This window comes from Limosilactobacillus mucosae (genome assembly GCF_013423865.1).
Lineage (GTDB): Bacteria > Bacillota > Bacilli > Lactobacillales > Lactobacillaceae > Limosilactobacillus > Limosilactobacillus mucosae.
Genome location: NZ_CP058954.1, coordinates 1,554,080 through 1,569,586, shown reverse-complemented (window position 1 = coordinate 1,569,586; position 15,507 = coordinate 1,554,080). Strand labels below are relative to the sequence as shown.

Annotated in this window: 8 protein-coding genes; 2 read left to right on the top strand and 6 right to left on the bottom strand. The window is 39.4% G+C overall.

Going from position 1 to position 15,507, the window contains the following annotated elements:
- Positions 1 to 77 precede the first annotated feature (77 nt).
- The 5 genes from H0G69_RS07720 to H0G69_RS07700 all read right to left on the bottom strand — a co-directional run bounded on the left by H0G69_RS07720 (position 78) and on the right by H0G69_RS07700 (position 7,580).
- Positions 78 to 1,607: a glycosyltransferase-like membrane protein gene (locus tag H0G69_RS07720; RefSeq protein WP_180304610.1), complete on the bottom strand. Its 1,530-nt coding sequence runs from the start codon at positions 1,605 to 1,607 to the stop codon at positions 78 to 80.
- 482 nt (positions 1,608 to 2,089) lie between these two features.
- The gene (locus H0G69_RS07715; protein ID WP_180304609.1) at positions 2,090 to 3,838 is read right to left on the bottom strand and encodes a 6-pyruvoyl-tetrahydropterin synthase-related protein; all 1,749 of its coding nucleotides are present in this window, start codon (positions 3,836 to 3,838) and stop codon (positions 2,090 to 2,092) included.
- Between the two features lie 9 nt (positions 3,839 to 3,847).
- Positions 3,848 to 5,428: a peptide chain release factor 3 gene (locus H0G69_RS07710; RefSeq protein WP_006500570.1), complete on the bottom strand. Its 1,581-nt coding sequence runs from the start codon at positions 5,426 to 5,428 to the stop codon at positions 3,848 to 3,850.
- Between the two features lie 116 nt (positions 5,429 to 5,544).
- The gene (locus H0G69_RS07705; RefSeq protein WP_180304608.1) at positions 5,545 to 6,648 is read right to left on the bottom strand and encodes an AI-2E family transporter; all 1,104 of its coding nucleotides are present in this window, start codon (positions 6,646 to 6,648) and stop codon (positions 5,545 to 5,547) included.
- Complete coding sequence (locus H0G69_RS07700) at positions 6,648 to 7,580, bottom strand: glycosyltransferase family 2 protein (protein ID WP_180304607.1); 933 nt, start codon at positions 7,578 to 7,580, stop codon at positions 6,648 to 6,650. Before H0G69_RS07700 ends, H0G69_RS07705 begins: the two co-directional genes overlap by 1 nt.
- Before the next feature lie 217 nt (positions 7,581 to 7,797).
- Between H0G69_RS07700 and H0G69_RS07695 the strand changes: the two genes are divergently transcribed.
- Entirely contained in the window at positions 7,798 to 9,045 is a 1,248-nt protein-coding gene (locus tag H0G69_RS07695; protein WP_180304606.1) for an LCP family protein, read from the top strand.
- Positions 9,046 to 9,217: 172 nt separating this feature from the next.
- On the opposite strand, the gene H0G69_RS07690 is transcribed toward H0G69_RS07695, so the two are convergent.
- On the bottom strand, positions 9,218 to 10,408 hold the full coding sequence (locus tag H0G69_RS07690; protein WP_034539119.1) for an IS256 family transposase: 1,191 nt from the start codon (positions 10,406 to 10,408) through the stop codon (positions 9,218 to 9,220).
- A 169-nt stretch (positions 10,409 to 10,577) separates the two neighbouring features.
- Between H0G69_RS07690 and H0G69_RS07685 the strand changes: the two genes are divergently transcribed.
- Positions 10,578 to 15,473: a pectinesterase family protein gene (locus tag H0G69_RS07685; RefSeq protein ID WP_180305432.1), complete on the top strand. Its 4,896-nt coding sequence runs from the start codon at positions 10,578 to 10,580 to the stop codon at positions 15,471 to 15,473.
- Positions 15,474 to 15,507: the final 34 nt, after the last annotated feature.

The following is a 15,507-nucleotide window of genomic DNA, read 5'->3' as shown; positions in this document are numbered from 1 at the left end:
GGTATAGTACTATCTCGCCAAGCCGCGAGATGCCTCATTTTTTCGTGTATTTTTCAACCCGCACCATTATGGTATGCTTACTTTTTAACTTTAGATTTTAAAATTATTAATTTATTCAATCCCACCCCTGCTAATGTAAACAGATATGGTAAAAATTGAATAAGGTATCTACTACGACCGCCTTCAAACAATAATAAAAACACAAAACCACCAACAATAGTATATTTTAGTAATTGGAGTGTTTCAACACTGTCCCCTATTGATGCCAAGAATATGAAGAGTAACGCAACAACCCATATTATCTGTGGAAAAAATTTATAACCACTCATATTTGCATCAGCTATTAGATAACCTTGATTAACATCTATATGCATAAACAAAGCTCTTATATGGTTTTCTATCTTGTTTATATTTCTTATAAACGGTTCATATAAATAATTTCCTTCAGCAGCCCAGCCAAATGATCCATCAGCTGTATCATTAATCTGTTTCTGACCTAGGAACTTTAGGTAGCCGCCCAATCCCATTTGCGAAAGCCTTTCTCGAATTAATTTAACATTGTACTTATTTCTTTTTTGGGGACTTTTAATATTAATATTTTCAGTTACATCATTAGAATTATAACCACCGTTACCGGACATCCCCATGGCAATAAAGTGAGTAACCGGCATCTTTCTGACATTTTCAATATCTACTATATTATTATGTTGCTGATAGATTTTTACTGGTGAATATAGAACAATAAAACCTAATCCCAAACTAGCAAACAACTCAATAATTTTCTTAATCTCTACTTTAGGCTTTCGTTGCAAGTTAAAAACGATTTTTACTATTACCATTGCAATTACAAAAATCACCGTACTTGGCTTCATAAGTAGAGCAAATGCAGTAACTATTCCAAAACAAAAATTAAAAGAAAAGTTCTTAAAATTTTGATTTCTTGAATAGATAAAAAGAAACAGAGCACTTACTAAAATTGACCAATTATCAGTATATGGGATTACTACAAATGGCCACATCATATATAAAATCCAATATAGAAAGATTGTATAATAAGCTACTCTTTTACTAAATAATTTTTTAACCGCTCCAAAAAGTAAAATGGCTGAAACATCAATTATGATAATATTCAAAAAATTAAGTTTTAATATTAAGCCATTAGGAGTTTTAATGCTAAAAATACTCTGGAAAAATTTCTCAATGACTAAAAGCAGAAAATTATTAGGATATAATGAAAAATAAATCTTATCATTACTAATCTTACTAGAAATCCTATATATATATTCTATAAAAATGCGTGGATCCCAACCAAATTTACCGGATAATGCCCTAACTAACATGAGCTGCCAAATCAAAGTCATACAAATAAGTATAACTAGCAAGGGCTTTTTTATTTTATTTAGGATTCTAAAAAATTTCTCTTTTACTCTTAACAAACTATATCCAACATAAGCTAAAATCAGTAATCCAATAAAACAAAGAATAGCCTTATTAGGAATTAATTGTAACAATGTTGGCAATAATGAGATACTGCCACAAATACTTATTACCAATAATGGCATTAGAAAAAAGTCAACTAATTTATTACTAATCTTTTCAAATTTCATTTTATCTCCTACTTATCATTCATATTGAATAATTTTCTTCTTTAAATGTTAAATCAAGGTCTGTATTTCACTCTTCAGAATACTGTGTGGCCACTAATAAAGTATTTTAATGTCTATAGTTACAGGCAAATTTAATCTCTGTAACATATTGAAATTCTAGATTGTATTGTTTTATCAACTATCATCATTTACAAATAGTAGCTTGCTATTTATATTAACTGTTTCTGGTAAAAATTATTCCTCGTTATGGTAAGAAACTACAATTGTTAATGAATTATTAGCTATTCGCTTTCTCTTCATATACTTAAAAAAGCCTATTTATGATAATGGTATCATAATTGTTGAGAATAGAAATCCTAAACTACATACTCTTATGTTTTTAGAACGGTTTAAAAGTTGCTTACATTTTACTATCTAAAAACCTCCTATAGATGAGTTTCCTCAAGTATAGAAGGTTTGCGTAGTTGGTGGCATACGTGTTGTTAGTGTGTATTTATGAAATTCGTACTATTTCTGCTTTTAAAATTGAAGATAGACTTTTTATATAATGTAATAATTAATAAACATCCCCAAGTTAATAAACAAATTGTAAAACATACATAGTAGATAATAGGAGGCTGATAGGAGACAGTAAGCTGATATTTACCTTTTTTTAGGTTAACTACAATAGTTCCTCGTTTTGAAATATGATATTTTGTTCTTTCCCCATTAATTTTAAGAGTAGTATGTTTAAATGCAAGTGCCGGTATGTCTACAGTTGCATTATTATTTAATGATAGTTTATAGGTTAGTTTATTACTAGAAGCGATTGGAGTTATTTGCTTTTTAGAATTGTTTATATAAATAATATGGTTTACAATGCTTTCTTTCTGATAATAAGCCTGCATTGGAAAATAGTCTGTTTCTCCAAATAAAGCGGCATAGCTAAATTGATAATTATAGTTATGATTATTTAAAATGACGGGTGAATCATTATCTGGACGTAATGTTTTATACGACTTGGTAGGGTGATCTAATACCTCAACACTGTTATTGTGATTAGCATTACGTTCATATATATTGGTGATACTCCCAGCATAGAGTAACAATATAGATAGCAATAATAAGGAAAATTTCAAGACTGTGAATTTTGTGTCAGAGTTTATATATTTGTATAATCCTTCGGCACAAATAATACTTAGAAAGACAATCGCAAAATCAGTATATCTGTACGTAAATTGAATTACATTAAATATTGTATTTTTAAATAAGTTATGTGGAAAAACATTTGTAATTAATATAGTGAGAGCAATTCCGGATAACCAAACTGTCTTATCAATGGAATCTTTTTTAACCCAGTTCCATCCAAAAAAGAGAGTTAGAATTAGCAAGATGCCGAGCCCGCCTTGATTAGAGACTTGATTGTTAAAGGAATTAATAATCAAGTTTGTCATGGATGGAATAATAATAAATCCGGATAGTGGGGTAAATAATCCTTGTTTCCAACAATCAGTGAGAAGCGGAATGAATTGCCAAATAGTTAATAGTCCAAACAATAAGACTGCTTTAATTAATAACAACAATACTTTTTTGAAGTTGCATTTCATTACAAAAAAATAAACCAATACAATAGCAAAAAGGACTTCTCCTGCGATAAACAATGACACATAATGACAGTATGCTACCAATGACATTCCGATTGCTAATGTTATAAATTCATCTTTGTATAAAAGTTTGTAAATGCCTAAAAATACGATTGGTAAAAAAGTATAGGCTTGGGCTTCTCCTAATACATAATTTTGGAAAATGAGGTACAAATGATAAGGAGCAATTGTGTAAACAATTGCAAAAAAGATAGATTGAAGATTGTTACCTTCGCTATATGAAAACATACAGAAGTAGCTTACCAACATAGTTACAAATAATAATAACCATGCGTATACTAAATATGCTTCAATAGGTTTAAGTATGAATTCAAGCAACGCCCAAGGATAAAGAAAAACGGTTGGGTAGAATAAAAAGTTCCCATTGCCGACATTGTGAAATGTATTGGTTCCGATGAATGTAAAGAATTCACCATGTTTTAAATTCAAATAAATCTGTTGAACTCTTGCTGCGTGAAAGCTCCAGTCAGAATGTACACCTAATTGACCTACAACAAAAAAGGGAAATATTAGGATTATAGAAAATAACAATAACCCTAATATAATCATGAATTTGCTAATATTTACGTGCTCTTTGATCTTTACCATGGAGTTCCCCTACAGTTTAGCCGTCAGTTTAACATCTGGATACTTCTGCTTGAACCAGTTTTCCGCAAATTGGTTTTCAAACAAGAATAGTGGAGCGCCATAACGATCTTTAACCAGCATATTCCGTGAAGAAGCCATCTTAGGATCAAGCTGTTCTGGATCAACCCAGCGTGCTGTCTTACTACCCAGTGGTTCCATAATAACTTCGGAATTGTATTCGTTTTGCATCCGGAACTTGAACACTTCAAACTGCAATTGACCTACAGCTCCCAAAATGTAGTCGTTGGAGTTATAGCCAGTGTAGAGCTGAACGGCCCCTTCTTGTACCAATTGGTTGATCCCTTTGTGGAATGATTTTTGCTTCATAACGTTCTTTGGCGTTACGCGGACAAATAGTTCTGGCGTAAATTGAGGCAGCTTCTCAAACTTGATGTCTTGTTTACCAGTGTAGATTGAATCACCAATTTGGAAGTTTCCGGTATCGTAAAGCCCGATAATATCACCGGCAACGGCATTCTCAACGTTTTCACGCGTATTGGCCATGAACTCGGTCACGTTTGATAGACGAATTGGCTTTTTAGTCCGCTCCAAGGTAACATCCATGCCCCGGGTAAATTCACCAGAACAAATCCGTACGAAAGCAATCCGGTCACGGTGCTTAGGATTCATGTTAGCTTGAATTTTAAAGATGAAGCCAGAAAACTCGGGTGCCAGTGGATCGATTGATTTACCGTCTTCTGTCTTGTGTGCTGAAGGGGCTGGAGCAAATTTTAAGTAGGTTTCCAGGAAAGTCTTAACCCCAAAGTTGGTCAGCGCTGAACCGAAGAAGACAGGTGTTTGGTCCCCCTTGGCGATCTTTTCTTCATCAAGCTCGCTACCAGCCATTTCAATCAGTTCCATTCCATCTAAGGCGTCTTTCCATTCACCTTCACCAGCCAATGGGTTTTCACCAATTACCTGACCATCTTCATCTAATGGCAAATAAGGGTTGGCAGGATCCTGTGGGTGGGAAAGGGCAACTCGATGATTATAACGATCATAAACACCCATAAATTGCCGTCCCATCCCAATTGGCCAGTCCATTGGGTAGGTTTCGATTCCCAGAACGTCTTCAATTTCGTTTAACAGATCCAACGGTTCGCGGGCATCGCGGTCAAACTTGTTGATGAACGTGAAAATTGGAATTCCCCGCATCTTACAGATTTGAAACAGCTTTTTTGTTTGTGGTTCGATACCCTTGGCACCATCAATTACCATGACGGCAGAGTCAACGGCCATCAAAGTCCGGTAAGTATCTTCAGAGAAGTCTTCGTGCCCTGGGGTATCCAGAATATTAATGCGCTTGCCCTGGTAGTCAAACTGCATTACAGAACTGGTAACGGAAATCCCACGCTTTTTTTCAATTTCCATCCAGTCAGACTTGGCAAAATTGCTGCTGCCGCGTCCTTTAACAGTCCCAGCTTCGCGGACGACGCCCCCAAATAAAAGCAGCTGTTCAGTAATCGTCGTTTTACCAGCATCGGGGTGCGAGATAATCGCAAACGTCCGGCGCTTATTAACGGCTTCTGCCAATTTTTTTGAATCAGTCATTTTTATGTTCCTTTCGAGAATTATCCTATCTATAGTATTACAAATATGGTGTAAAGTCTATCAGCCACGGCATTTAAAAAGGATTAGGAGCTTGCTGAAAACAAGCTTTCTAATCCTTATTTTGCGTCATTTTTTTCCAAGCGATAAATCGTCATGCAGTAATCAACCATCGTTTTAACTACCGCGTACAGTGGCACGCATAAGATCATCCCCAGCAAACCAGCGATGTTACCAGCGGCCAACAGAAGAATGATAATCGTCAATGGATGAATTTGCAGGCTCTTGCCAATAATATTTGGGTAGATGATATTACCATCAATTTGTTGAACGACAATCACTACCACAATAACCCAGATGATTTTCTGCGGGTCAACTGCCAAAGCAACGATTAAAGCTGGTGCAATACCAATATATGGCCCAATGTAAGGAATGATATTGGTGATCCCAGCTACCATACCTAAAACGATTGCCATTGGTTCGCCAATAATCAGATAGCCAATGCAGGTACCAATTCCAACACAGATACATTCGATCATCTGTCCAGAGATGTATGAAGAAAGCGTCTTATTCATTTGATGCAGCAGTTCCGTAACCTCTTTGGCGTGTTTTTCAGAAAAGAATCGCTGAATGTTTGGTACAAAACGATCGCCATCTTTCAGCATATAAAAGAGCATGACTGGCACGGTTACGACCACGACAACTGCACTGGTAATCGTGCTGATGATTGAGCCAACGCTGCTGGTTAGCCCCGCCAACAGCTTTTCAGCGTATTTGGTAATCTGCTTGTTGAATTGTTGATAATAATCTGCCAGGTCGATCTTGCGAATCCATTCATGTTTTTGAGAAGCTTGCGCGAGCCAATGCTGCATGTCGTTGGTAGCACTTGGCAGCCAGTGAATCATTTGATTAAGTTCTTTAATCATTGGTGGAATCAAGACTGCGAGACTACCAACTATCAGCAGCAAGAGTCCCAAGACGATCACCATGCTGGCAATCCCACGTTTCATCTGCCATTTACCTAAGCGAATTTTCATTAACAAACGAAAGGCCGGGCTCGTCATGTAATATAAAAAGATTGAAACAATCAGTGGTACAAAGATTACTGATATGAAGACGATGATGGGATGAAACAGAAAGTCCAGTTTAGTGCAAACCCAAATTAAAGTCGCGACAATTAATAGTTCTGCTGACCAAAACAGCAGGCTTTTTCGTTTTATCATTATTTCTTTTCCTTAATAATATAGATTGGTCGCTGCTTGACCTGCATATAGATACGTCCAATGTACTTGCCAACGATCCCAATGCATAATAATTGGAGTCCTCCGAATAACAGGATGATACAGATCAATGAAGCCCAACCAAAGACACTGCTGCCTGGTTCAACAATCCGCCGAATAATAACAAACAACAGGCCAATAATTGAAAGTATAAATGAAGTCGTTCCTAACCATACCGCAATCGAAAGCGGTGCCTGTGAAAAGTCGGTAATCCCGTCCATTGCATATTTGAACAATTTCCAAGTTGACCAGTCAGTCTTACCGGCCACTCGTTCAACGTTATGGTAGTCCAGATATTTGGTCTTAAATCCGACCCAGCTAAAGATGCCTTTTGAAAAGCGATTATATTCTTTTAATGATAGAACGGCATCAACCATCTGTCGCGTCATCATCCGGTAGTCACGTGCGCCGGGAACAATGTTGGTTTGTGAGATACGGTTAATAACGTGGTAAAACTGATCGCTTAAAAATGACTTGAATTTGGCTTCGCCAGTACGATCGACACGACGCGTTCCGATACAGTCATATTCGCCCGCTTGGAGCAATTCATACATTTGTGGCAAAAATTCTGGCGGATCTTGTAAATCAACGTCCATTACCACGACGTAATCGCCAGTAGTTGCTTGTAATCCAGCGTATAATCCGGCTTCTTTACCAAAGTTGCGCGAAAAAGAAACGTAATGGACACGCTCAGGATTTTGTTCATGTAGTTTGCGCATTTCGACTAGTGAGTTATCTGACGAACCGTCATTGACAAACCAATATTCAATTTGTAAATCGTTCATTTGGCGAACGACTTTTTCCACGGCTGGGTAGAATAATGGAATCGACTCTTCTTCGTTGTAGCAAGGAACTACAATTGATAGTTTTGACATTTTAAATTCCAACCTTACTTTATCTTTCAACGATTATATAATATATCATTATAGCCTATAAATATGAGTTAACATGGCGGATTTTACAATTTGTCAATAATTAGTCTTTACGGATTCTTTAAATCTTTTAACAAAATTTGACGATAGCGCTTTACATCTGCTAAAGTTAGAGGGTTAGTTATGATAAAAAATTGGTTTATTGGAGTATAGCAAGACAATGAATGGCGACTATCAAACACGTGCCGAATATCGACACGATCATAATCAAAATAATCAGTCACAAAACAGTCCTAAAAAGCCGCGTAACAAGCTGCGCTGGGTCTATCGCTTTATTGGTTTGATCATAGTATTGCTCTGCCTCGGTGGTGCTTATGAGTATCATAAAATTCATAGTACCGCTCAAGGTATCTTTTCTGATGGTTCAGGCAAGATCAGCAAGAAGCTGAAAGAAGGCAAGCCGGTATCGGTTCTGGCAATGGGGACTGACGTTGGTGCCATGAATCGTGGGAATAAGGGTGGTAATACCGATACGCTTGAATTGATTACTATTAATCCCAAAAAAGAAACGGTTACTATGACCAGTATTCCACGCGATATCTTGATCAAGGTTGATACTGACGAAGGTGCAGACTATGTTAAGCTGAATGCCGCTTACCAGATCGGTGGCGCTAAGCAGACTGTCAAGCAGGTTAAAGAGCTCTTGGGCGTGCCAATTGATTACTATGCCGTTGTCAACATGGGCGTTTTGAAGAAAGTCGTTAACGCGGTTGGCGGGGTCGATGTCAACAATCCATTTGCCTTTGATTATGAAGGTCAGCATTTTGCCAAGGGTAAGCTGCACTTGAATGGTCATGACGCCTTGCAGTATTCCCGGATGCGCTATGATGATCCTAAAGGTGACTATGGCCGTCAAAACCGGCAGCAGCAGGTTATGAAGAGTGTTATGAAGAAATTTAAGGAGTCGGGTTCCATTTCGGCTGCCAACAAGATTATGGACGCTGTCAAGGATGGGGTTAAGACCAATATTCCAATTGACAACGTGGCAACTTTATACACCAACTATCATGTTGCGCTGAAGAACATTAAGACTGAACATTTCCAAGGCTTGGATGCGACAATTGAGGGCGTTTCTTTCCAGATCGCCTCGCCAAAGGAAATCAACCGGGTTTCGAAGCTGATTCGGAATCAATTAGGTTTGAAGGCTAAGAAAGTCGTTAACAATGAAACCAAGATGTACAATCTGCAGACGACTTATGATGGCTACACCAACACCAATTTTGTCTTGCCAAACGGCGCTTCTTACAATACGCCTGGCAGTGGTACCAGCAATACGATCAGCTCATCCTCTAAAAAATCGAGCTCTTCGCTAAGCGGCAGTTCAACTTATGGAACGACGTATAGTGCTGATACGACTTATGGTTCGTACTCCACTGGCGATTCAACCAGCTATAGTACTGGATATTAAACTAAAAGAAGTCTTACTACGGTATTACCGTGGCAAGACTTCTTTTTTATAAAAACATTTATTTATATGACAATATATAACAACTGCATTAGTTGTTATATATTGTCATATAAAGGAGAGTGTCAATAATTTTGTGTACTTTTGAAAATCCTTCTCTGTATGAAATGCTTACTTAAATAAACATGGAATCCAAGGTATCCTTGCTTCCTCGAAATCCACGATGTGCTCGTTCTTCGAACTTGTCATTGTATTCTAGAATTTGAGTTGTCACGAATCGTTGAAGGGCATCCTCATTTGGAAACTGCTCCTTCTGGCGAATTTTCTTCTTCAACTTTTTGTTGAAAGCTTCAATCAAATTTGTTGAGTAAATTGATGCCCGAATGCTTGGCGGAAATTCGTAGAAGGTGAATAAGTTACTTAACTTACCCAATTTTCGCATCTGGTTGCTATATTTGCTTTTCCATTTCAAAATGAAGTTATCTAAAGCTTGTTTTGCTTCTTCAATTGATTCAGATTGGCGAATTTCTTTAAATTCGCTCATCAAATCTCGCATATCGCTTTTTCGCACATGTGATGTGAGATTACGAAGCACATGGACTAAGCAGCGCTGAAACTTAGCATTTGGATAAATTTCTGCAATCACATTTTCGAGCCCAATAAAACCATCGGCGATGAATAACTGAACCTGTTCAATTCCTCGATTGCGTAAACTTTCAAGTAGTTCACGCCATGCTTCACCATTTTCGTTTGGTGCTACCGAGAAGTCTAAGACTTCTTTACCGCCGTCACTACGAATTCCAATCGCGATATTAACCGCTTCGCGCTCAACAGTTCCGCGCTTGAGCGGAATATAAGTGGCGTCTAAGAACACGCAAACATACTGTGAGTGCTTAAAGGTCCTGTCATGAAACTCTTCAACCAAGTTGCCAACTTGCTTAGTAATATTTGAAACGGTAGTTGGTGAATAGTAGTCGCCATACATGCGCTCAACTAAATCAGCGATTTCACGAGTTGTGATGCCTTTGGAATACATTTTAATAATCATCGATTCCAGAGTATCTGTCCGCCGTGAATATGGTTCGAATAAAGCGTTACGAAATTTATTCTTACGATCGCGCGGAACCGTAATATTGATTGGTCCAAATTCAGTATCGATGGTTCGCTGATACGATCCGTTTCTGGCGTTGTCCCCATGAGCGGAACTGTCGTTACGCTCATAGGGTTGGTAGCCTAAGACTGCCGACAATTCTTCTTGAAGTAATGTATTGACGGTTTGTTCCAACTGATTGCGAAAGACATCTTTTAATGATGTTTTAGAGTCAGAAGATAGCGCGTCAAGAATTTCTTTGTTAAACTGGTTCATAGGGAAAGCCTCCGTTTTGATTGTGTTTAGCGATTTAATCATACGGGGAAGGCTTTCCCTTTTTCAATTTAATTTGAAAATTTACACAAAATATTTTACACTCCCATATAAAGTGTTAAACTATAAATTAATTTACATTTAATAATTAGTTTATGGGAGATATTGGGAAATGTCTGATTATAAAATGCACTTTAAGATGTATAAAAGCGGTAAGCTCTGGATTGTTGCCGGAATTGTATCCCTTAGCTTACTAGGCGGGGGTGTTAAGGCTTACGCTGATACGGAAACCAACAGTCAAACCGCGACGCAAAACGCAACAACGATACCGGTTTCTTCGGCACAGATCCAACAAACTGCAGAGACAAGTACGGTTGATTCAAGCAGCAGTTCAGTCAAAGACGAGCAAGCATCAACAATGAGTGAATCGGCTACGGTGGTGGCAAAGCAAGAACAGTCATTAGCTAGTCAGCAAACAACGACCGATGCTCAAAATAACAATGCGGTTCCAAATAATAATGTCCAGAACACGACTGTTGCAAAAGATACTCAATCAGCAACTACAAATGCATCAGATTCTAATACAACGGTCCAAGGTCAAACCGGTACGCTGCCAGTAAACCAGGTCTCAGGAACAACTGAAGTCCACCAAGATGGTCACTGGTATTTAAAAGATTTCCAGGGAAATTATTTGAATGGCTGGCAAAAGCTGACGGACAACCGAATCGTTTACTATGATCCGCAGACTAGCCAAATGCAGTATGGCGAACATCAAATCAATAATCAATGGTACTATTTTGATACTAATTGCGGTGCAGTCGTGCAGGGCTGGTATGTATTAGCAGATGGCCGCAAAGTATACTATGACGTTGCTAACGATGGAACTGGTCGTGGCATGCTGCATGGTATTCAAACGATTGATGGTCAAACATACGACTTTAACATTTACACTGGCGCGCAGACAAGTGGTTGGAAAATAATTGACGGACAAAAATATTATTTCGCTCCTGCCATGGTTCATGGAATGGAAAAGCAGATTGATGGCCATTGGTACTGCTTTGATGACATGGGAAGGATGCTGACCGGCTTTGTACGCTTAAATGACGGTCGTGAGGTTTACTATAATGCAGATGGTCAGATGCAATATGGTGAACAAAAGATCAATGATAAGTGGTATCATTTCCAAACTAACAATGGGAACATGGCCCGTGGCTGGTATACTCTGGAAGATGGTCGGCGGGTTTATTATGATGTTGATGCTGATGGTAATGGCACAGGCATGCTGCATGGCCTTAATCAAATTAACAATCAATCATATTATTTTGATGCTTCAGATGGTGATGAAAAGATCGGCTTACAGGTTGTTGATAATCAAACCTACTATTTTAATCCAATTATGGTGAAAAATGGTGAAGCTAAGATTGGCAATTATTGGTATTACTTTAATGCTGCCGGTCAAATGCAGACTGGTTTTGTAACCTTAAAGGATGGTCGTTTGGTTTACTACAATGCAGACGGTCAGATGCAGTACGGCGAACAAAAGATCAATAATAAATGGTACCATTTCCAAACCGATAATGGCGATACCGCTCGTGGCTGGTATACCTTAGAAGATGGTCGGCGCGTCTACTATGACGTTGATGATTCAGGAGCCGGTCAGGGGATGCTTCACGGAATGCAGAAAGTCGGCAATGACTATTATTATTTCAATCCTGGTTATGGTACAGAAGAAACCGGCCTAAAAACGGTCAATGGTCAGCAATACTACTTCGCGCCGATGATGGTTGTTAATCAAGAAGAACACTTGGCTGATCATTGGTACTATTTTGGTGCTAATGGCCAAATGCAGACTGGCTTTGTAACTTTAAAAGATGGCCGTCTGGTTTACTACAATGCAGATGGTCAGATGCAGTATGGTGAACAAAAGATCAATGGCAAGTGGTATTATTTCCAGACTAATGATGGTAACGCGGTTCGCGGTTGGTATACCCTAAAAGATGGTCGGCAGGTCTACTATGATGTTGATGACACCGGCAATGGGCAAGGCATGCTGCATGGCCTAGGAAAAGTTGGCAATGATTACTATTACTTCAACGATGCAACTGGTGCTAAAGAAACGGGCCTTAAAACGTTGAACGGTCAGACCTATAATTTTGCCGGCAATAATGGGCAGGCATTACTTAATCAATTCTGGACCAATGACAATCAAACGTATTATTTTGATCAGCAGGGACAGATGGTCAAAAATCAGCAGTTGACAATTGCTGGTGAGCAATGGCAATTTGATGTAAATGGCATTGGTACCAAAGTTGCTGTGAAGATTGCTGATAACTGGAACTTTGATAAAAAGAGCAGCGCAGAATTAAATAGCCTTGGAAATATTGAAGGAACAACTGGGGAATATAATGGGCTGTTAATTGATGCTTCGAAACCAGGGGCAAAATTCAGTCCTCGTGACGCTGGCGATACACAGGTCAACGCCAATACCGTAATCAGCGTACCGGTTAAGGCTAATCAATATGGTGCCAAGATTACGATTGAGCTTTCAGGTGGCACGGTTGATCTGACGACTAATCAAGGATCACAAACCGGCTTGAAGGGCACGTTTACGTTGGCAGTACCTGCAATGGCTGCGGATGGTACGTTTGATATTACCTTTAATTCCCCAGCTTATCTCAAAAACTTAAAGATTGACTATCTGACCCAAGCTCCTGAAGAATACCCGGGCACGCCAAGTAACGTTAAGGCTGAAGATGCTGATTGGAACCTGGCGGCTGGCAGCAAGCAGATTATGGCAGCTCAAAACAGTCGGGCTGAGTATCTTGGTCTTAAGATCGATGCTTCAACGGCTGGTGCCAAGTTTGCGCCTCGCGATAACAATGATGGTACCGGTCTTGATACTCAAATCAATAGTGGCACGATTATCTATGTTCCAATCGCGGCTAATCAAAATGGCGTAACGCTCAAACTAGCAGGGCAAAAGTCAGCTGGTTTGACGATTATGGTAAACAACCAAGAAGTTACGTTGGGAAATGAAATTAAAATTGATGCGGTATCAACGCCAACCTATTTGAAGATTCAGTTTGCTGGCACGGGCAGCGCTTATCTAACTGACATTGCAGTACGCTACAATGTCGCTTATCCAGGTACGCCAACGGTTTCGGCCAAGGATACTGACTGGAATCTCAGCAATGACAATAGCCGACCAACCGTGCAAAACAATCAAGGCGAATACAACGGCTTAAAGATTGACGGGACGAATGGTAAATTCGCACCGCGGGCAACGGACACGCAGGTTAATGGCGGTACGATTATCTACATTCCAATCGCTAGTGATCCAAATGGTGCCAAAGTGACGATTTCTGGAACGGCTAATGGCCAGACGCTGACACTGGATGGTCAAGCAGTCACTTTGGGCCAGGCCATTAATGTTGACAGTACGTCAGCGCATTATCTGAAACTGCTGGTCAGCGGCACGGGCAGCGCCTATCTGACTGACATTGCCGTTGACTATGGCAGTGATCAGACGAATGATTTCCCTGGGACGCTGCCAACTGGCAAGTCAGAGGATATCAGCTGGGATCTGGCTCAAGCTGGGGATCGGCCAAGTGCAGAAAAGTCAACGACGTCATATAATGGCTTGCAGATTGATGCTCGCAATGGTAAATTCAGTCCGCGCGCAACCGGTGATACGCAGGTTAATAACGGTACTATTATTTACATTCCACTTTATCAAGATGCTAAGGGAGCAATGTTAAAAGTATCTGGGAACGCCAATGGTCAGACGCTGACACTGGATGGTCAAAGTATTACATTGGGAACGCCGATCATGCTTGATGCAACGACAGCTCGTTATTTGAAACTAACAGTTACCGGAACAGGCAGCACTTATCTGACCGGTATTGATTTGGATTATCTTAGTGATGACTCGTACCAGACCCATGTAGTTAAAGTTGGTGCCAATGAACAATACCAAACGATTCAAAGTGCGTTGGATGCTAATCAATCCAGTTTAAAGGATCGGTTGGTCTTAGAAATTGATCCAGGCACCTATACGGAAGCGGTTCAGGTAAACAAACCTGGCGTCATCTTTAAGAATGCCGATTTAACTGGTCAAAAAGCCGTTGTCATTACGTACAACAACTATTCTTCCAATACGTTTGATGTCAATGGAAACTTTGTGCCGCAAGACAATCATGATCTTGGTACTTCTAAATGTGGTACTGTAATCGTTACGGCTGCGGCAACAGGATTTAGCGCGGAAAATATCACGTTTGAAAACAGCTATAACGTTACTGATCATACGAAAGAAGGCGAACAGACGCCGGCAGTTGCTTTTGACTCCTTAGCTGATCAGGTTTATTTAAAGAATTGCAATTTGATTGGTCGGCAAGATACAGTTTATCTGCAAGGCAAGGGCAATCGGGTCTACATTAATGGCGGCAAGATTGAAGGAACGGTCGACTTTGTCTTTGGTGATGCGAATGCTTTGATTGAGAATGCTACTATTAATATGGCCTACTATAATGGACGCAAGACAGGTTACTTTACAGCTCCAAATACTGCTAAAGGACAAACTGGCTTGGTATTTAACAATTGCCAGCTGACGGTTGACGGTCAATATGGCAGTAACGCGGCCATCTATTTGGCTCGGCCATGGCAAACGACTATCCAAACGACCAGCAAAGTAGTTAACGGTAAAATGATTATAACGGCTTACGATCCAAATACTAAGGATTCCAGATATACGGATACGTCTTCAGCAGTCACGTTTATTAATTGTCAGATACCGACTAACCTTGCGCAAAACGTGTTCGGTGTTTGGACAGGCAAGTATGAAGATGCTAGTGGCAAGCAAAGCACGGTTGACATTACCTATCATCCCGACGTGCGGTTTGTTGAATTTAATAATAGTACGACGACTGATAAAAAGAATCTGACGGATGAAAAAGGCAATGTGTTGGGAACGGTTCAGACCGGGGATGCCAATGCCTATCTTAAGCAGGTAATGTCTGAAATGAAGATTGGCACGACGCCTGGTGCTTGGCAGCCTGCTGATAAGCTTTAAAATATAATTAGAATGTTCTAAACTAAAAGAGCTA